General features: G+C 43.3%; 19 protein-coding genes. 13 read left to right on the plus strand and 6 right to left on the minus strand.

The window, feature by feature from the left end; genetic code table 11:
• Positions 1–2: 2 nt before the first annotated feature.
• Positions 3–1,064 (plus strand): ABC transporter permease, encoded by a 1,062-nt coding sequence (locus GSO_RS13000; RefSeq protein ID WP_010492913.1) that lies wholly within the window; start codon positions 3–5, stop codon positions 1,062–1,064.
• Positions 1,065–1,068: 4 nt separating this feature from the next.
• On the plus strand, positions 1,069–1,758 hold the full coding sequence (locus GSO_RS13005) for an ABC transporter ATP-binding protein (protein ID WP_010492914.1): 690 nt from the start codon (positions 1,069–1,071) through the stop codon (positions 1,756–1,758).
• Between the two features lie 126 nt (positions 1,759–1,884).
• Here GSO_RS13005 and GSO_RS13010 read toward each other — a convergent pair whose 3' ends face one another.
• From GSO_RS13010 to GSO_RS13035, 5 genes are all read right to left on the minus strand, one after another.
• Positions 1,885–3,255, minus strand: a complete 1,371-nt coding sequence (locus GSO_RS13010) for an FAD-dependent oxidoreductase (RefSeq protein WP_010492916.1) — start codon at positions 3,253–3,255, stop codon at positions 1,885–1,887.
• 467 nt (positions 3,256–3,722) lie between these two features.
• The gene (locus tag GSO_RS13015; protein ID WP_010492919.1) at positions 3,723–4,541 is read right to left on the minus strand and encodes a Cof-type HAD-IIB family hydrolase; all 819 of its coding nucleotides are present in this window, start codon (positions 4,539–4,541) and stop codon (positions 3,723–3,725) included.
• 94 nt (positions 4,542–4,635) lie between these two features.
• Positions 4,636–5,835, minus strand: coding sequence for a hypothetical protein (locus GSO_RS13020; protein WP_010492920.1), 1,200 nt, complete (start codon positions 5,833–5,835; stop codon positions 4,636–4,638).
• Position 5,836: 1 nt separating this feature from the next.
• Positions 5,837–6,448: an ATP-binding cassette domain-containing protein gene (locus GSO_RS13025; protein WP_010492922.1), complete on the minus strand. Its 612-nt coding sequence runs from the start codon at positions 6,446–6,448 to the stop codon at positions 5,837–5,839.
• A 739-nt stretch (positions 6,449–7,187) separates the two neighbouring features.
• On the minus strand, positions 7,188–7,457 hold the full coding sequence (locus tag GSO_RS13035; RefSeq protein WP_010492923.1) for a type II toxin-antitoxin system RelE/ParE family toxin: 270 nt from the start codon (positions 7,455–7,457) through the stop codon (positions 7,188–7,190).
• A 193-nt stretch (positions 7,458–7,650) separates the two neighbouring features.
• On the opposite strand from GSO_RS13035, the gene GSO_RS18460 reads away from it, so the two are divergent.
• The 10 genes from GSO_RS18460 (at position 7,651) to GSO_RS13080 (ending at position 14,621) form a co-directional block, all read left to right on the plus strand.
• Entirely contained in the window at positions 7,651–7,944 is a 294-nt protein-coding gene (locus GSO_RS18460) for an HTH domain-containing protein (protein WP_010492924.1), read from the plus strand.
• A complete protein-coding gene (locus tag GSO_RS16055; RefSeq protein ID WP_010492925.1) occupies positions 7,944–9,581 on the plus strand; it encodes a BglG family transcription antiterminator in 1,638 nt (545 codons plus the stop codon). Before GSO_RS18460 ends, GSO_RS16055 begins: the two co-directional genes overlap by 1 nt.
• Positions 9,582–9,599: 18 nt before the next feature.
• Positions 9,600–10,055 (plus strand): PTS sugar transporter subunit IIA, encoded by a 456-nt coding sequence (locus tag GSO_RS13045; RefSeq protein WP_010492926.1) that lies wholly within the window; start codon positions 9,600–9,602, stop codon positions 10,053–10,055.
• Between the two features lie 25 nt (positions 10,056–10,080).
• The gene (locus GSO_RS13050) at positions 10,081–11,427 is read left to right on the plus strand and encodes a PTS galactitol transporter subunit IIC (RefSeq protein ID WP_010492927.1); all 1,347 of its coding nucleotides are present in this window, start codon (positions 10,081–10,083) and stop codon (positions 11,425–11,427) included.
• A gap of 2 nt (positions 11,428–11,429) precedes the next feature.
• The gene (locus GSO_RS13055) at positions 11,430–11,720 is read left to right on the plus strand and encodes a PTS sugar transporter subunit IIB (protein WP_010492928.1); all 291 of its coding nucleotides are present in this window, start codon (positions 11,430–11,432) and stop codon (positions 11,718–11,720) included.
• Between the two features lie 11 nt (positions 11,721–11,731).
• Entirely contained in the window at positions 11,732–12,253 is a 522-nt protein-coding gene (locus GSO_RS13060) for a YjbQ family protein (protein ID WP_010492929.1), read from the plus strand.
• A complete protein-coding gene (locus GSO_RS13065; RefSeq protein ID WP_010492930.1) occupies positions 12,253–12,858 on the plus strand; it encodes a KpsF/GutQ family sugar-phosphate isomerase in 606 nt (201 codons plus the stop codon). Before GSO_RS13060 ends, GSO_RS13065 begins: the two co-directional genes overlap by 1 nt.
• Positions 12,851–13,522, plus strand: coding sequence for a ribulose-phosphate 3-epimerase (locus tag GSO_RS13070; protein ID WP_010492931.1), 672 nt, complete (start codon positions 12,851–12,853; stop codon positions 13,520–13,522). Before GSO_RS13065 ends, GSO_RS13070 begins: the two co-directional genes overlap by 8 nt.
• Entirely contained in the window at positions 13,509–14,057 is a 549-nt protein-coding gene (locus GSO_RS13075; protein ID WP_010492934.1) for an SIS domain-containing protein, read from the plus strand. The genes GSO_RS13070 and GSO_RS13075 overlap by 14 nt, the downstream gene beginning before the upstream one ends.
• 240 nt (positions 14,058–14,297) lie before the next feature.
• On the plus strand, positions 14,298–14,621 hold the full coding sequence (locus tag GSO_RS13080; protein WP_010492935.1) for a hypothetical protein: 324 nt from the start codon (positions 14,298–14,300) through the stop codon (positions 14,619–14,621).
• Between the two features lie 136 nt (positions 14,622–14,757).
• On the opposite strand, the gene GSO_RS13085 is transcribed toward GSO_RS13080, so the two are convergent.
• Positions 14,758–15,624 carry an Rgg/GadR/MutR family transcriptional regulator gene (locus GSO_RS13085; RefSeq protein ID WP_029345614.1) on the minus strand — a complete coding sequence of 289 codons (867 nt, stop codon included), beginning with the start codon at positions 15,622–15,624 and terminating at the stop codon, positions 14,758–14,760.
• Between the two features lie 127 nt (positions 15,625–15,751).
• Here GSO_RS13085 and GSO_RS13090 point away from each other — a divergent pair.
• The coding region (locus tag GSO_RS13090) for an ABC transporter transmembrane domain-containing protein (protein WP_010492939.1) at positions 15,752–16,412 on the plus strand (661 nt) is incomplete at its 3' end.

The raw sequence follows: 16,412 nt of genomic DNA on the forward strand, positions 1-16,412 counted from the left end.
CAATGTATCTCTCATTAAAAGAAATCTGGCATGAAAAATTACGCTACGGCTTGATCATCGCGATGATGCTGTTGGTCACCTACCTAGTGTTCATTCTGAGTGCACTGGCCAATGGGTTATCGCAACAAAACACGCAGGCGATTGACTCGTGGGACACGTCGCGGGTGGTGTTGGCAAAAGATTCGGACATCAATTTGAGCCAATCGTTGTTGACGTCGCAACAAACCAAGGATCTTAACCTAGGCAAGTCGCAGGCTTACGTCGGAACAATCGGCGTAGTCGCGACCAGCAGCAAGCATGATGAAATTCGCTCGACCATGATCGGGCTTGACTGGGATCAGTACATCGGCAAGGATATGAAGCTAGTCAGCGGCCATCGCGCTAAAAGTGACCATCAAATTGTGGTGGATACGGAATTCAAAGATAAAGGCTATGCGCTTGGCGACAAGGTTAAGTTGAGCACGAAAGGCAAGCGTTATACGATTGTCGGCTTTACCGAAAACGCCAAAATGAGTGTTGCGCCGGTTGTTTACGGCACCATGAATGCTTGGCGCACCTTGCACAATCTGCCAAACACCTTCACGGCTAGCGGCATTGTTTCCAAGTCGAATAACTTCAAAGTCAACACCAGCGACCTGAAGACTTACTCGGCGAATACTTTTATCCAGAAACTGCCCGGTTATTCGGCCCAAAATAGTACCTTTACCTTTATGATCGGCTTCCTGTTTGTGATTTCGCTGATTGTCATCGCTGTGTTCCTCTACATTTTGACGATGCAAAAACTGCCAAACTACGCAGTACTGCGGGCGCAGAGCGTACCATCCCGGACACTGGTCATCACGACCATTGCGCAAGCGTTGATTTTGGTCACATTAGGTCTGGCCTTAGGTGGCGCGTTGACGGCTGTCACGGCGCAGTTCATGCCGATGGGCGTCCCGATGATCTTCTCGCCTCAACTTAACGTCGCCATCGTCATCGGCATTCTGCTCACCGGTTTTCTGGGTTCGATCATTCCCATCCGCACCATCTTAAAAGTCGATCCTGTTACCGCCATTGGAGGTTGATGTTATGTCAGCAATCGAATTAAAACACATTATTAAAAATTTCAAGACCCCGACAAGCAACGTCGAAGTGCTCAAGGATGTCAATTTTAGCGCTGATTCTGGCAGCCTATCGTTAGTACTAGGTCCGTCCGGATCAGGTAAAAGTACATTTTTAACTATTGCTGGCGGTATTCAAACGCCGACTGAAGGGGTCGTGACGACTGCCGGGAAGAATCTTGAACAGTTGTCCGGCAAAGCGCGCGATGCCTTGCGTCTAGACAACATCGGCTTTGTGCTTCAGTCTTACAACTTAGTCCCATATCTGACGGTCGGCGAACAGTTTAAGCTAGTCGATAAGATCAAGCCAAAAGGCAATCTCAGTCATGAGGCGCTGGAAGCATTATTAGACGACTTAGGGATCGCCAACTTGGTAAACCAATATCCGGCATCGCTGTCAGGTGGTCAAACGCAACGGGTTGCCATTGCCCGGGCGCTTTATCCGGATCCAGCCATCGTGCTCGCTGATGAACCGACCGCGGCTTTGGATAGCCCACGGGTCGCCATCGTCGGCCAGTTGTTAGCCGACCTCGCCCACAAACACAACAAGGCCATCGTTGTTGTCACCCACGACGTCCGGCTGGAACAGTTTGCCGATCGAAAGTTTACACTGCTCGATGGCCAGTTAAAAGAAGGCGCGCCGAAGTATGCTGCGTAAGTTTGCAGCGCTACATTGAGTCATACGAAAAAGGACCAAGCACAATTTGAAAAGTGCTTGGTCCTTTTTGCATGGCTGATGAAAGGCATTAGCCCAAATGCCTTTTGTCAAATAAACAATAGTCGATTAAAAGCGTGGTTCACCTAATGCATGTTGCGCAGCTAGGTTCAGCAGGCTCCATTGCCGGTCGAAACCTGGCTGGAAGAAGAAGTCGGCTTCGGCTAAATCCTCTAGGCTCAAGCCATGTTGAACGGCAAGCGCCAAGACATTGCCTTGCGCAGTGACGTCGTACGTTGATAAAACAGCGCCACCGAGCAGTCGATGAGTTTGCGGGTCAAAGACAAGATTGACGCAAACCGGGGGATTACCATTGCCTTCCGGTACATATGCCGGGCGCAAAGTATCCGTATAGAACGAAGTGTCAACCTTAACGCCGGAGCGGCCGGCTGTGAACGTGTTCAGACCGGTAGCCGCAAAATGATAATCGAAAACGCTCAGCGCGCTGGAACCAACGACGCCGCCAAAAGGACGTGCCGGATGTTCTGCAAAAATGTTAGCCGCCAGATAGCGTGCTTCACGCCGGGCAACGGTTGCCAATGCGATCGGCACCTTTTGCTGGGCGGCAACCCCGTAAACCAGCGTTGCGTCGCCGATAGCGTAAACATCAGGTAGGTTGGTGCGCAGATATGGATCCGTGTTGATGAAGCCACGGTCGTCAAGGTCGACAGTACCTTTCAACCATTCCGTTGCCGGCTTAACCCCAGCAGCTTGAATGACCAGATCCGTCGCAACATCGCCCGCGTCGGTCTTCACGGCACTAACGGCACCGTCACCGGCGAAACTTTCGATTTTGACGCCAAGTTTAAGTTCCACGCCTTTATCGGTGAGTTCCTTGGCGATAATGTTGGTCATGTCAGGGTCGAGATAAGTGCCCAGCGGCCGATCAATGATATCCAGCAGTGTGACTTCCTTGCCCGCTTTCCGGCTGGCTTCGGCCGCTTCAATACCGATGTAACCGGCACCGATGATGGTAATATGTTTAACTGCCGGATCTTCCAGTTTGGCTTTAATTTTGGTTGCCCAGTCGTAACCGCGCATCAGGAAAATATTTTTCAAGTCGTTACCAGGCACCGGCAATGAATTCGGCCGCACGCCGGAACTCAGAATCAATTTATCATAAGGATAATCCTGTGCCGTGCCATTCTTCGTGTCGCGAACGGTCACCGTTTTGACATCAGCATTGATCGCCGTGACCTCATGATTGTTAAGAACATGGGCGCCGCGCTTGATCAAATCATCCGGGCGGAAGTTCCGCACGTCATTGACGTCCGTCACCTGGTCTTCCAGGAAAAGTTCCATCCCACATGACATAAAGGAAACAAAGTCACCCGCTTCAAACATGGTAATATCAGCATCCGGATAGCGATGCAGTAACTCCAAAACGCTTTGATGACCACCATGCGATGCTCCAACAACAATAATCTTTGGTTTGTCCACAATAAATTCCTCCTCGTTATGTAGTAACCGCATTCAGCCTCGCGATTCCTCCTCTATATTAGAATAGTTACAATCTAACGTCAATGGCTGACTGCAATTAATTATCGTACAATTTTATTTTAGCTTTACCTAAACCGAGTGTACCAAAAAAGTACTGCAAAGGGCAGTTATCTGTCTTGCTACAAGGAACTGGGGCGCAATGGTCAAAGAGTTTTAATGGGAGAACTGTTCTATTGTTGGCGAATGTGAGACTGGACTTTCTCGTTCTATAACGCGCTCACAGTCGCAGAAATCTACGTGTAAGGACCTTGACCGCAATGGCCAAAGCCCGGCCATCACGGTCAAGGCCACTTACACTCCGATTTCTAAGCGCTCCTGTTCGCGCTCACCAAAAAAGCGCTGCAAAGGGCAGTTATCTGTCTTGTCTACAGCGCTTTTCCGCGACGATTTGGTTAACCAAGTCGAATTTAAATGATTTTGAAGTGCTTCAATGCCTGGACCACGCCATCTTCGTCATTGCTGGCAGTGACGTAATCAGCTTGGTCTTTGACGACGTCCTGACCATTGGCGACTGCAATGCTGGTGCCGGCAAAATCAAACATATCCAAATCATTATGTTCGTCGCCAAATGCGATCACGTTATCTGGATGCAAGCCCAGATACTGGGTCAGCTGTGCCAGCCCCCAACCCTTGTTGACGCCGCGGGGCATGATTTCCAACATGAACGGCATACTGCGAATGACGGTAAATCGATTGCCAAACTCGGCCTCAGCTTGCGGTTGGATTTTGGCAAGATTTTCCGGTTCACCCAGCAACAAGCCCTTAGCAATCACAAAATCGTCCGGCATTTCCTGAGGCTCACGCACCTTAATCCCTGCATGGTTCTCCCACGCCTGCAAAACCGTATACTTGCTGATGTTACGATCAGCCGTATACACATCGCCAGCAGGAGTGATCACGTTGCTGTCAATCCCGGCCGCCGAAACATGCGTCGCAAAAGTCGAAAAATCCTGATAATCCTGATGATTCAGAAACTTTTGGGCAATGATTTTGCCGTTGGTGCTCTGTACCACCCCGCCGCCTTGAACAATGACATACTGATCATCGCCGTGCAGCCCCAAGGCATCCAACGTGGTTCGAACGCCTGGCAACGGTCGCCCGGTGCACGGTACGATTTTAATCCCCTTAGCCTGCGCCGCCTTCAAACCACGGATGGTGGCAGACGACAACTGCTTGTGCGAGTCGAGGAGTGTGTCATCCAAATCGACTGCGATCAAGCGAAACATGGCAGTCACATCCCTTCTTGAAGTCAGCTTAGCATGGAAAGCGGGCGGCAACAATGTGGAAATTAATCAGTCTGGCCAGAAACTTCCTACAGTTCTATCGTGGAACATGGATAACACGTTTGGAGCTGCGTGCAGTTCGTATTCGTTGAAAATAGGCAATCAAGATCATTAAGATAGTGAGGATAGCTAAAGCTGACAGACAGACAAAGAGGCCTGAAGTAACTGTAATCTTCGGATTATCTAAGGAGTAAGCGCTAATGCCTGTCGTGACTGACACGGATTGTAAATAAGTTGTTGGCAATAGCTCTCCGATTTTTTTTAATGGATCAATGGTGGAAGTTAATAATAGCAAACCGATCGTAGACACAAGCGAGATAAATAGAGAGGCCATTTTGTTTCTAACGAGGGAACATATAAACAAAACGAAGACAATGATAAATAGACTCGACGCGGCTTGAAGACAAAAAGCAGGCAGCAGTACTTGGTACCAGTCATTGAACGTCATTGTCATCGCCGGCAATTCATAAAAAAGAATAGGGTAGTTCAAACTACCAAATCCGTTTACCATGGTTCCTACAGTGAGCGCTAGGATAGCAGCCATAAAGAAAAGCAAAAGCGTACAACCCCATACGATACCTATATGCCACAGGTTGAGAGTGAGTTCATGTTGAGGAACCAATAAACTGATGTTCATTCGTGATCGGTAAGACTCACCAAATAAATTGACCGCGATATATACAGATATTAGTGTTAGTAGAACAGGAATCATATTTTGCCATACCCACAACAAAAAGCCTGTGCCATTAGCAGAAAAATCTTCATTATATTTTTGAACATTTCCTTTCTTCAACGCCAGAAAACGCAGGCGTTCTCGTTCTATCGCATTTTCCAGTGGCTTTCGATTTGGGTCATTGGTTTCGTTTTGGTTTAGTTTTTTATCCATCTCAATGGTTTTGAGTCGAAGAGCATACGCCTGCGACCACTTTTTTGAGTTCAGGTACTCTTGAATGGCCAAATCACGTTTTAGTAACTTTTTAGAAAGCTGAATATCTTGACGGCGCATTTCTTTTTGTTCGGCGCTTAAAGAATCAGAACGTATTTCTTTTTGAAGATTAACAATCCCTCTCTTATAATTCTTGATTTCTTGTGAGACTGTGCGTTCAAATGAAATGGCCTTTGATGTTTGGTGGTTAAAATAAAATGTTATGGCCACACAGAGAATGAGCAGTCCGACAAGAACAATGCTCATTGGATTCTTGATAATTTTCTTGATGTCCCATAAACCGATGCTCATCTTATTCCTCATAAAGTTTTTGGTCCTTTAAGGTTAGTACATGATCAGCGATGTCTTTAACGTCTTCGATGTAGTGCGAAGCTAGTATAATGGTTTTCTTTGCTTTCTTTAAAGCAAAGAGTTGGGAGTACAGCAATTCCCTTGAACCAGCATCTAACCCGTTGTTGATTTCGTCAAAGATCAGAACCTTTGCATCGCTTGCAATATACATGGCAATAAGCAACTTTTGTTTCATACCTAGAGAATACTTTGAAATTTTTAGATTAATAAAATCATGTAATTGCCAAGTATCTAATACGGCATCCAATGGAACTGCGGACTTCCACTGAGACTTTACGAATCTTAGGTAGTCCATTCCGGTTAAATGCCTGTCTAACCAATCGGACGTTTCATAGAAGAAGATAGCCAATTTCATTTCACTTAGTGGCTGGCCTAGGATTTTGACCTTACCCGAAGAAATTGGGATGAGTCCTGTCAATGCGCGAAAAACAGTTGTCTTTCCAGAACCATTCACAGCAATCAGCGCGTAAATCCGTGCGCTTTTAAATTCATAGCTGAAATCAGCGATGATTGGAAAGCGCGTTTTAATTGATAAGTTGGTAACTGTCATCATCAGATAACAAACCTCCGCTTAATTGAAAAGGGGGCAAAGGCATCCACTGCCTCTGCCTCCATGCTTTCTAAATATTAGTGTCCACCGTGATAATGGCGGGTGTTTTGATACCTAATATAATTCCAGCCGCTGCCAATCTTATACCAGCTAGTGTTTAAGTAATAGGCACTGGCTGGGATTGTTTTGTACTTAAAATCAAAGCTGTTACTTTGTTTAGTATAGATGTTGTAATCACTTTTAAACCATTTTTCCACTTTTCGCCATGAATTAGCGTCCACTAAGTTAGTGGAAGTAAGTGCCCCAATACCCACAAACATAGCGAGCACAACTAGCGTGTACGAAACCTCTTCATCACAAAAACTCCTCCTCATATGCTAGATCAACATTTAATCAACTTAACAAGTACATTATTTCATATGGGAAAAATTTTAACAACTTACACTATCAAAAATGGTCAATATATAGATAACTAAAGTACTTTATAATGATAATTTTGAGAATCATATTATTTATTAGCGATTTTTATAATAATTTTAAACACCGAATAAAGTTGTAACGAGAATTAATGCCTAAATAGCTCGTGGCATCGCGACAAGCAAAAACCCGCGTCACGAAAGCCCTACAATGGACAAGCCCTTTAGCGGAACATGGTATATTTCAAATTTCTGGGTTGGCTTATTTTTCTATAAACGATGCATGCTTGAAGGCAACATAAAGCTTAAAAATAATTACTGCATGGTCAAATCTCGCCATGCCGGCCAACATCCAGCAGGCGGACAACATCAGCCTCGAGCCGATAGATTAACAGCCAGTTACCCTTAATAAACAACGCACGATCGGTTTTCCGTTTCTTAATAACATGATCGTCATACTTTTCCGGCAAAGGTTGGCCTGCACGCAAGTAGTCCAATACTTGTTGATAGTCTGTTTGCGTAAATCGCCCGGCTTGGAGTAGGTGCTTGAGATGCTTTTTGAAGCGCGATTGTTCGATGATCTGGCGTGTGGGCATTTGTGAGAAGCCTCCTTCGTTTTCTTAAGCGTAACGCTAAGGAAATACGAGGGGAACCTCTTTTTTAAAATTCTAGTGATCACTAAAACGTCTATTACAACTGGCTTCAAAGAACCTTCCACAATAATACGAAGCATAATGTAATCGCATTCATTTGCTACCCGTGCTAACTTAAACGTCGAGGGGGGAAGACATGAATAAACGACAAGTCGACTTGTTTAATTACCTTTGCGGTGCAAAAGACTATGTACCCGCGAAAGTTCTCGCTCAACAGTATCAGGTTTCTAGCAAGACCATTTACAAAGATATCGATGACATCACTGAAGCTGTTTCTGATTCTAACATTCAGATTCAGAAGAAGCCCCGTGCCGGAATCAAAGTCAGTGGTAAAGACAAAGATAAAGTTAAAGCTATGAACATCATAGCAAATTTACAAGAGAGACAGTCTGATGAAATTGGAACATCGCCAGCTGACGAAGAGCAGTAATGGTTAAAGCTATTCTGCTTCAAGGTCGGCAACAGACTTTAAAGCAGTTGTCTGAGCATTGGTTAGTGAGCAAAACTTCTATCTTGAATGACATTGCATGGATTAATGACATAATTGCCATTAATAGTCCCGGAATTGAATCCGACGGTATTTCTCTTGAATTTAAGGGTAATGAGGAACAACGTCAAACGGCAGTTACAACATTTGTAGTTGATAATACAGATGTCAAGCTGCTGAGTTCTGACAACTATTTGAAACAGTTCTTCGATCCTAAGGTGATCCGAACGCTGAGTGATTATTTCGTTAAAAATCAAACGGAATGGTTTGAGAATGTCCCAGCGTATTACCGATTCGCCTTACAAATCCTTACACTAGTTCAAACAGCAAGAGCGGCCTTGGGTCATCATATTCAGCTTAGGAGTAGTCAAAATGATTATGAAACCTCCCTTTCTGGAGATTCAGCAGAAGTCGCAGCCAATTTGTTCAAAGTCATTTCAAAACAATTACAGATCACTTTTACACAAGGCGACTTAGATTGGTTGGCGCGTAATCTTTCGGCCTATCGAATCGGCCCAATTGCAAACGGTATAAGTGTTCAGTGGGAAGCAACGGTTCAAGAAATGATTACTCGGATGGAATCGTTACAGGAGGTTAAGATCCCAGGACGTAAATTATTAAGGCATCAGCTTATGTTTCATTTGCCAGCAATGGTTTTACGCCTTCAGAAAGGGTTGATCGTGCGAAACCCCTTATTAGGAGATATTAAATCGCAGTACCCAGAACTTTTTGGAATGACATGGTACGCTATGTCATTCTTGGAGGATCGCTATCGTATCGAGCTCAATGATGACGAAGTTTCTTTTGTGACGATCTATTTCCACATTGCGATTAATCAAGTTATAACAAGTCGAAATGTTTTGATTGTTTTTAATCAACACGGAGAGCTGAGAGATTATGTAAAATCGCAAATCCGAATGTTACTGCCTCAAAACACAAAGTACACGACTGCGAGCTTGGGATCTTTTTCCCAGATTGATTTGACTCGAATTGGGCTGATCGTTGGCGTGAACCTAAAGAGTTTGATCACATCAGTTCCGTTTGTAGGGATTTCACCACTTTTTGATGCAAATGACCAAACAAAATTGATGAAGGCGTATGCGGATGCCCTTGTTAAACCCCAGAGCAGTCAGGGTACAGTTCATTTTCCAATTTTACGAAGAAGCATTGACCCCGCTTTAGTCTTCTGGAAAGAAAGAATGCCAAATAAACAAGATGCACTAAATTTTTTGATTGATCGATTAGAGGCAGCCGGTAAGGTTAACACCGAATTCCGGGCTTCAATTTTTCGACGAGAGCGTCTTGGAACAACGGAGTTAGACAGCGGGGCAGCATTACCTCATGCAGTCCCAAATACAGTAAAGTCGCTGGGGATTGCGTTCTTGATATTGAAAAAGCCTGTGCACTGGAATTCGATTCCTGTTTCGATTGTTGTTTTAGCATGTGTACCAGAGGCACAGGTGAATATTTACAGGGATTTAGTAATGGATATATACAGACTCGTTCAGAATAGACAGATGGTTCAAATGATTGTTGGATTGAACAATACCGATCAATTCTTGGATTTAATTAATCAGTGAAGTGAAGGAGAAAGTTAGATGTTTTTTGACGAAGAAGTTATGACACTGCATTCTGATGCGTCTGATGCAACGGCAATCATGACAAAATTAGCACAACAGTTAAGGGCAAAAAATATGGTAACAGACCAATTTTTACCGCACGTTTTAGCTCGCGAGAAAGAATATCCAACTGGATTGGCAACGGGTTCTATAGGAGTGGCGATTCCCCACACTGATTCGATTTACGTTAATAAGTCTCAAATTGCATTTGCTTCATTGACTAAACCAGTTACTTTTCGAAGCATGGTAGATTTAAACCAGACTATTAAAGTTTCAATGGTTTTCATGATTGCGATGAGTACGCCTCATGAACAAACAGATTTGTTAAGTAACCTGATGAACATGTTTCAAAATCAAAATGTGCTTTACAAACTGAATCAAAGTGATACAAAAAAACAAGTTATTACTATTTTGAATTCGAATAATATTATTTGAATTTTTCTAAAGGGGGAAGCAAAAAATGATTGCAGAAGCTATACATTGGTTTATTAATCTGGGATCAACCGTCTTTATTCCTGTCATTATATTTGTTTTAGGATTATGCGTACGGCTGAAGCCTTCAAAAGCTTTTATTTCCGGCATTACTATCGGAATAGGCTTTATCGGCTTGAATTTGGTTGTCAATTTGTTACAGACTTCACTAGGGCCTGCTATCAAGCTGATGGTTTCTCGCTATGGTCTTAGTTTAAGTATTATCGATTTGGGCTCTGGACCCGGAGGCCCGTTAGCTTTTTCGTCGACCTTAGGTGTATTAGTTATCCCAATAGCTTTTGGCTTGAATTTACTGCTAATTTGGATGGGTATGACAAAGACACTCAATATTGATGTATGGAACCTGTGGCAACCAACCTTTATTGGTTTACTAGTTTGGGGGGTCACAGGTAACTATCTTTACGGCATTCTAGCAATGATTCCGGCTTTCTTGATGCAACTATTCTTAGCTGATTTGACTCAGCCGATGACAAGTAAATTCTTTGGGCTACCAGGAATCTCAATCACTCACTTAATGGCCTTGTCACCAGTATTGTTAGCCTGGCCGCTCAACTGGTTATTCGATCGGATCCCTGGGTTTAAAAAAATTGATGCGAGTCCAGAAACGATTCAAAAACGTTTTGGTATTCTGGGGGAACCAATTGTGATCGGTCTTATCATTGGGATCGGAATTGGCATCCTAGCTGGTTACGACGTCACAAAGACTTCTCAGTTAGCAATGGAAATGGCTGCGGTCCTGAAGTTGCTGCCAAAAATGATTTCTATGTTCATGGAGAGCTTAACGCCAATCGCTGAAGCAACACAAGCTTTCACAGAAAAGCATTTACATGGGAAGATTGTCAACATCGGAATGGATGCGGCTTTGACGGTCGGTCATCCCTCAGTAGCAGCCACCAGTTTCTTAATGATTCCCGTTGCATTATTCCTAGCGGTTATATTACCTGGAAATAAGGTTTTACCTTTTGGCGATTTACCATTATTTGTCTTTGTCTTTACCATTCTCGTTGCTGCGTTTAAAGGTAATATTATCCGGTCATTAATCGGTGGTGCTATTTATACGATTCCGATGTTGTATTTGTCAACTTGGTTGGCACCACTGGTCACGAAGGCATTCAAGTTGGCCAATTATAATATCGGCAATAAAGGTACAGTATCGTTCGTCTCGGCTGGTTTGTGGCCGAATGCTTTAATGGTTTGGATGTCGCAGCACTTTAGCATCTTTGGAATCGGTGCAATCACGGTCATTATGTTGGGACTTTTGTATTACCTTAATGTTGTGAAGAAATATAACTCTACAGAAAAGGAAGTTAACTAATCATGAAGAAAATGTTAATTATGTGCGGAGCAGGACATGCTACTTCGACGGTTGTACGAGCTAAAATGGAAGATTGGTTGAAAACACAGGGATTAGAGAATCAAGTAACCATCAAACAATCTGCAGTTGGTGATGAGATTGATAATATCGAAAATAATCGATATGACATTGTCGTTAGTACGACCGTTGTGCCAAACAACATCAAGCCGAAAGTAATTAACGGCGTAGCTCTGTTAACTGGTATCGGTGCAGATAAAGTTTATAACGAAGTCAAAAAAGAAATTGAAGAATAGGAGGCACAATCTTGAGTACTGTTTTTCGGGATATTAAATTAAAAAATGTTCAAGGACGTCCCTCATATCACCGGATTACGGACCAAGTTATTGACATGGTTGAAAATGGTGGAATTAAGAATGGTATTTGTTTAGTACAGACAGCTCACACGACATGTTCCATTTATTTTGATGAGTACATGCACGATACGAATTACTACGGTGATGATTATCTGACAGTTGATATTGATAATCTCTTAGAGCGAATTGTACCAAGACAAAGAACCGAGAATTTTCCTTACTTGAGTCCTGGACCAAAACACATTTCCTACGGTATGGAGAAAAATGATCCAGATTATCCAGCGGAGAAGTGGAGTATGTTGAACACGGACGCTCATATTCGGGCAGATCTGCTTGGGTCCAGTGTTACTCTAGGCGTTCGAAATGGACATTTAATGAACGGATCGGTTGGCTCTATCTATTTTGTAGACTTTGACCAGACGAGAGAACGTAATCGTACAGTTAACGTTGTTGTGGTGGGAGACAAAGAATAATGGTGAGAGATGAGAATCAAGTTCGTTCGTTATTCCGGGTTGAAGGTCAGGAAATACAGAAATTAGCATCTTCGATTGATACCGTGCAAGTTGATGCTTTGATTAGGTTAATTGCTGAACAACGAGGCAATATTTTTCTGACAGGTTGCGGAACATCTGCCATGGTTGCTCAAAAGGCGGTGCATACGCTTAGAGTTGTAAATATCCCTGCATTCTTTCTAAATCCATCAGACGCCGTCCACGGCGCACTAGGCGCTGTGACCTCTAGCGACATGGTCATCTTCATATCTAAGGGAGGTAACACCAAGGAACTGATATCATTTTTGCCTAACCTCAGAGAGAAACAGGTTGAGATTATTTCAGTGACAGAAGACCAGCGATCTACTTTAGGACAAGATGCTGATTTAGTCGTATCAATTAAAGTAAGTCGTGAATTAGATGAATTCGATATGCTTGCTACGATTAGCTCTATGGCCGTGATTGCACTGTTTGATGTTGTAGCGGTAGAGCTGATGCAAGAGGAACATTTCACTGAGAAACAGTTCCTTGTCAATCATCCATCAGGAGCAGTAGGAGAAAAGCTGAGGGAGGATACTCATGGATAAACAAATCTTGCCATCCATTCTTGATATTACCCCGGATAACTTGATGGGCATGTTGGATACTTTTAAACAAGCTGGTATTAAAACATTACATGTTGACGTAATGGACTCGCACTATGTTCCCAGCTTGGGTCTAAATGATCGCTTGATCAAGTGGCTTCATACACGCACTCTGTTTAATTTGGATATCCATTTGATGGTGTCTAATCCTGAACCGGTCAGTAAATTAGTCATCGCAGCAGGCGCAGATGCTGTTACTTTTCACATAAACAGCATTGCGGACAGCTTTAATCTTGTGAAACTAATTCAAAATAAAGGAGTTGAAGCAGGAATTGCGCTTAATCCTGGAGATTCTCCAGAACAACTAATCGAATTATTACCAATCTTGGATCGAGTCCTTGTGATGACGATTAGTCCCGGCCGACATTTTAATGGTTTCTTGTCAGAAATGCAGCAAAAGGTGCGATGGCTGACTAAATACCGTACTGATCATGATAGTCATTTTTTAATTGAGGTAGATGGTGGTATCACTCCCGAGACAATAGAGGCGGTGATAAGCGCTGGAGCAGATCAGTTTGTTTCTGGTGGATATCTAGTTAAGGCGAGCAATCCTAAGGCTAACATTGAGACGTTAAAAGGAAGAATCAAAGCCCATGATAAAGATTAACGAAGCAAAGAAAATTGTTCTGTCTGAGATGAATCAGCCTGTAGTTGATGAGGCAAAGTTCGATGAACTTCTGATAAAACTGGGGCGCGCTGCAAACATCTTCGTAGTTGGTCACGGACGATCCGGCTTAGTAGCCAAAATGTTTGCGAACCGGTTATTGCAACTGGGTCTGTCTGTGCACGCGATAGATGAAATTACTTGTCCACCAGTCAAGAAAACTGATCTATTGTTGATTCTTTCTGGCTCTGGCAGTTCTCTAGCGCTAGTTGACGCAGCCGAGATCGCTCTTAATGAAAAGGCCGAAGTTGCGCTCATCACTGCCGAAGATGTATCTCGTTTAACTGCAGTGATTAAGACTGTCGTCGTTCTTCGGGCGGATACAAAACATTCAATTCATAAAGTTTCGAAACAACCGATGGGAGCCATGTTCGAGCAAAGTAGTTTTCTACTTTTAGAGGCATGTGTATTGTGCCTACAAGAACGTCTAGCTAGAGACGAAGTCTTTATGGAAAAACATCACGCAAACATTGAATGACCTCATTTAGGTTTTCCGGTTAAATTAACTAACATCTTCGACTCACACTGCTGAAAGCGTTTCTTCATGAGCTTTAACAAGAACATGAGCTACAATTGCTAAGAATTTAAAGTAATTGTTTGCAAAATGCATGATCCGCTATTAAGATAAAGCCATCAGAGCAGCGATGTAACCGTTATCAAACCCTGGCTCTGAGTTCAAATCAGTGTCTATAAGGTCTAGGTGAGAGGGTGGTACTTTATGGCAGTTGACGAAAAACAAGCGCTCATCGCAAAGATGCTGAAGCTTCAACACCTTTTCGAGCCGCAAACGGACGAGATATCCCAAGAAGTTGTTGTCAAAATCAAGCAAGTTGTCGATCGGTTGGCTAAGAAAAGGATACAAGGAGCCAACATTGAACCCGAAGTGCATCCGGTCAGCATTTTTATTAGGGACCAAATGCTGGACCATCATTATCAGATTACAGATGAGCAACGCGATGCGCTTTTTGATATGGAGGAAGCGGCGCAGGAGATTGCTAAAAAGTTCTTCATTAGCTTTCCAGGCATCAGTGGTCCTTTGTAATCGCGACGTATTTAAAAGCATTTATACACACAGAAAAAGGCGGCGCCGCTTCATGTCCATTCATGAGGTGGTGCCGTTTGTGTGTTTCAAGGAATGTTAAGATCTCAAGATGTTTAGACAGAAATGGCTTTTCGTTTCAAATATGATACAGACCAAGCTCCGCCAGATCTTTTTTTAGCGAGTTAACAAATTCCACACAGTCGCCCGCTTTTAAAGCCTGTAGAGAACTATCAATCAATTGATCACCTTCTGCTCGTCGGCCTGTTTGAGTCAGTAATATTCCCTTGTAGTAGTTTAGCAATACTCGTTCTAATAGAAAGGATTCTGGTAGTTTCCTTTGTTCGAGAATTGCCAACGTTTTTAACGCATGCTGGGTTTTCGCATGGCGAATGAGTAACGCGATGGTATTTAGTAGCACATTGATGCAAGTCTCGTAAACGCTGGTGAGACCGATGTAGATTGAACATTTATCTAACAGGGTTTGCGAAAAGACGGTGATGGTTTCGATCGGCAGCTGAGTCATGGTGTTGCCGTAGAGAACCAATTCAAAATTGCCCCAATCTTCACACTGAAATAAGTAGCTGGTGAGCACATTTAAATGGACTTTATCAGACAAGGGTTTCTTTTCTGCCTCTGCGCGAACGCATTCGGCCATGATCCAGTTTAATTGGTCAAAAATTGAATGCGAGTTTTGCCAACGCACATACTCGCGATCCGTCAAACGCTTAAGGCCAGCGAAGTCATTGTTTAGCGCCGATTGCGTTAAGTCTGTCGCGAATTTGTTGTCGTATAAAGGCTCAAAGTGATTCATGACAACCGTAAATTCGAATGGGGTGACATAAAGCTTTTTAAGCAAATGAAAAAATCGTTTCGTTGAGAGATCAGATGTCCCGTTTTCAAATTTGGAGATCATCCCTTTAGACACAACATCATCAGCTAAAGAGCTAAGGGTGATGCCGCACGATTCTCTTAAATATTTAAATGTTGCCCCAAAGTTTTCGATGATGAACCGCTCCCTGTTTCATATTTTAAACGTATCGGTTATCAGTCATTTTAGCGACTATCGTGTGAAGTATCAATAAACGATAGAAGATGCAGATACGTTAAAGCATATGAAAAGAGGAGCTAACATGAAAACTTATTTAAAACACGAGCGTGGACGCACAGTTATCAACGTTGTTTGGATTGTGGTAAACGTTCTTCTATACACTGGGACGTCGGTTCTTTTAACTTTCACAACGAACGCGATCTTTTCTAGAGATATGCACGCTTTGTTGGTCTGGTCAGCGATTAATTTCTCGGTTTGGGGAGCCTTTCTGCTCAGCAATTATTTTCAGGTGGTTTTTCAAGAGAAACTGACTCAGCGGATTATGGTGGATATCCGGGACACCATCTCGAGAAAAATTGTCGGCAGCTCATACGCGCAGTACCACAATAAAACGACCGGTGAGTATCTTTCCGAATATGTCAATGATGTGGGCAACATTGAAAGTAATGCGATTAAGAAGTTCTTCACGCTGCTTTCCGATGGCACAACTGTTGTTTTTTCAACCATTACGCTGGCTGCGTATCACCTGCTATTTATCCCGGCGATCCTTCTTTTGTCGGTGTTGATGCTTCGAGTGCCTTCGCGGCTAAGTCGACCGATGACCTCAGCGACGAAAACAATGTCGGAGGATAACGCAGCCTTTTCAAATCAAGTCACCAACGTGCTTAATGGCTTCGATGTTTTGTTTAATGCTAATAAATTAGGCAAACTTCATGATTTGATTAAGTCTGCCGCAAAAAAGT

It is taken from the genome of Lacticaseibacillus zeae DSM 20178 = KCTC 3804, assembly GCF_000260435.1.
Classification (GTDB): Bacteria; Bacillota; Bacilli; order Lactobacillales; family Lactobacillaceae; genus Lacticaseibacillus; species Lacticaseibacillus zeae.

Bases quoted from the DNA above. Each gene is read 5' to 3' on its own strand.
- GSO_RS13000 (WP_010492913.1), top strand. From the start codon at position 3: ATGTATCTCTCATTAAAAGAAATCTGGCATGAAAAATTACGCTACGGC.
- GSO_RS13005 (WP_010492914.1), top strand. From the start codon at position 1,069: ATGTCAGCAATCGAATTAAAACACATTATTAAAAATTTCAAGACCCCG.
- GSO_RS13015 (WP_010492919.1), bottom strand. From the start codon at position 4,541: ATGTTTCGCTTGATCGCAGTCGATTTGGATGACACACTCCTCGACTCG.
- GSO_RS13020 (WP_010492920.1), bottom strand. From the start codon at position 5,835: ATGAGCATCGGTTTATGGGACATCAAGAAAATTATCAAGAATCCAATG.
- GSO_RS13025 (WP_010492922.1), bottom strand. From the start codon at position 6,448: ATGATGACAGTTACCAACTTATCAATTAAAACGCGCTTTCCAATCATC.
- GSO_RS13035 (WP_010492923.1), bottom strand. From the start codon at position 7,457: ATGCCCACACGCCAGATCATCGAACAATCGCGCTTCAAAAAGCATCTC.
- GSO_RS18460 (WP_010492924.1), top strand. From the start codon at position 7,651: ATGAATAAACGACAAGTCGACTTGTTTAATTACCTTTGCGGTGCAAAA.
- GSO_RS16055 (WP_010492925.1), top strand. From the start codon at position 7,944: ATGGTTAAAGCTATTCTGCTTCAAGGTCGGCAACAGACTTTAAAGCAG.
- GSO_RS13045 (WP_010492926.1), top strand. From the start codon at position 9,600: ATGTTTTTTGACGAAGAAGTTATGACACTGCATTCTGATGCGTCTGAT.
- GSO_RS13050 (WP_010492927.1), top strand. From the start codon at position 10,081: ATGATTGCAGAAGCTATACATTGGTTTATTAATCTGGGATCAACCGTC.
- GSO_RS13055 (WP_010492928.1), top strand. From the start codon at position 11,430: ATGAAGAAAATGTTAATTATGTGCGGAGCAGGACATGCTACTTCGACG.
- GSO_RS13065 (WP_010492930.1), top strand. From the start codon at position 12,253: ATGGTGAGAGATGAGAATCAAGTTCGTTCGTTATTCCGGGTTGAAGGT.
- GSO_RS13070 (WP_010492931.1), top strand. From the start codon at position 12,851: ATGGATAAACAAATCTTGCCATCCATTCTTGATATTACCCCGGATAAC.
- GSO_RS13075 (WP_010492934.1), top strand. From the start codon at position 13,509: ATGATAAAGATTAACGAAGCAAAGAAAATTGTTCTGTCTGAGATGAAT.
- GSO_RS13080 (WP_010492935.1), top strand. From the start codon at position 14,298: ATGGCAGTTGACGAAAAACAAGCGCTCATCGCAAAGATGCTGAAGCTT.